The following is a 1,567-nucleotide window of genomic DNA, read 5'->3' as shown; positions in this document are numbered from 1 at the left end:
GCCATACCCGTGGCGACGTAGAGAAAATCACGACGGTTGGGATCCTGGATGTCGGTTGCGCTCACGGGTGCCTGATCCTTTCGCCTCTTCCGTGCCGGTGGCCGAGGCTTGTTCCCCGCTCTTTCACGCCAACCCGACAGCGCATGGCGAACAGGCTTGCGAATTCCTCCGGCAATTGGCCTTCGGTTTATGCGTGAAGCCCGTTTTTGTCCAGACGGGTGAAGGCACAAGGGCAGATTGTCGCGGGGACGCAATTCGACGTCGGGCGGCGTGGCGACGGGCACATGTCGAACACGCCGAAAACGACCGTAAATCAACCGCAAAGCAGCGCCTGCGTTTGCCTCGACAGAAGCCCCGGCCTCGGTCTATCCTCGGCTCATGGCGCATGTCATCGACCGCGACAAATGGGCCAAGGCGCCCGACCGCTGGCCCGACCATTGGCAAGGCGAGCTGCAGTGCGGCACCTACGGCTCCAAAAGCTGCCTGATCTTCAACTATCTGCAGGAGATCGGCGGCGGCCCGCGGCTGCACATGCATCCCTATTGCGAGATTTCCTCATTCGCACTGGCACCGGGCTGTTCACCGTCGGCGACCGGCAGATCGAGGCGTCGGCCGGCCAGATCCTGATCGTGCCGCCGAACACGCCGCACAAATTCACCAATATCGGCCCAGGCCCGCTGGAGACCACCGACATCCACGAAAACGGCAGCTTCGTCACCGACTGGCTGGAGTAGACCATGATCCCGAAGGTCCGCGTCAGCGAAAAGTGGAACCGGTTTTCGGAATAATCGGGGGCAACTGGTGGTGTAAGTCTGACGCTGGGGTGCCGCCTCAGCTCGTACCGAACATTCGCGCCACCCCGGGAAATGTCGTCTCAGTCGAGGCTGGCCGGCGACGAGAACGGCTGATTGGCGTCGACCACGAAGATGGCCAGCTCATCGAGATCGGTTGTGCCGGCGCTGAACACTTCCATCGGCGTGTTGGCCCCGTGTCCGGTCATGGCCTTGCCGGCTTCGGCGTAGGTTACGCCGTGGGGCGTTCTCTGGCCGAGCTTGCCGGCCAGCACATAGAAGGCCTCCGGTCCCGGATGCGTATGGATCGGCGTCTTGGCACCGGGCGCTCCGCCGGCGCGGTTGACGCGCAGCAAATACTCGCTGGCGCTGATCGGCGGAAGGGGTCCGATCTCGACGACCTTGGCTCCGCCGGGCGTCGAGCCATCCTTCGGCCCAAGCGTGAACAGCCAGACCTTGCCCGCGACCTCCGCCGCAAGCGAGGTCGGGCCGGCAGCGCTCTGGGCCTGCGCCAGCGTTGGGAAATTTTCCAGCCGCCAAAACAATGGTCCGGGCGGCAGTTCCTTCAGCTTTTTCTCAACCACCGGCTTGACGGCGAATTTGCTGTCTGCCGGCATTGAGGCTGACGTCATCAGCCCGAAAGCCCACAGTGAGAACAGAAGCACGCCAATACGGCGGGCGCTGAGAGAATGCGGCTTCATGGTCGGTCCTCCTTTGCATGGTCGTCCCCTCGACCCAATGTTAGCTGCTACCCCAATATTAGCTGCTACTAAGAT

The 1,567-nt window shown here is 62.6% G+C and carries 1 protein-coding gene and 1 pseudogene; one reads left to right on the top strand and one right to left on the bottom strand.

Going from position 1 to position 1,567, the window contains the following annotated elements:
* Nucleotides 1-378: 378 nt before the first annotated feature.
* Nucleotides 379-734 (top strand): annotated as a pseudogene (locus EOA86_RS34025) (cupin domain-containing protein).
* A gap of 140 nt (nucleotides 735-874) precedes the next feature.
* Here the strand turns inward: EOA86_RS34025 and EOA86_RS34020 are convergent.
* Nucleotides 875-1,492, bottom strand: coding sequence for a cupin domain-containing protein (locus EOA86_RS34020; protein ID WP_127211994.1), 618 nt, complete (start codon nucleotides 1,490-1,492; stop codon nucleotides 875-877).
* Nucleotides 1,493-1,567 lie beyond the last annotated feature (75 nt).

Origin of the sequence: Mesorhizobium sp. M5C.F.Ca.IN.020.32.2.1 (assembly GCF_004023105.1) — a bacterium.
Taxonomy (GTDB): domain Bacteria; phylum Pseudomonadota; class Alphaproteobacteria; order Rhizobiales; family Rhizobiaceae; genus Mesorhizobium; species Mesorhizobium wenxiniae.
This window is presented reverse-complemented; position numbering and strand designations above follow the sequence as displayed.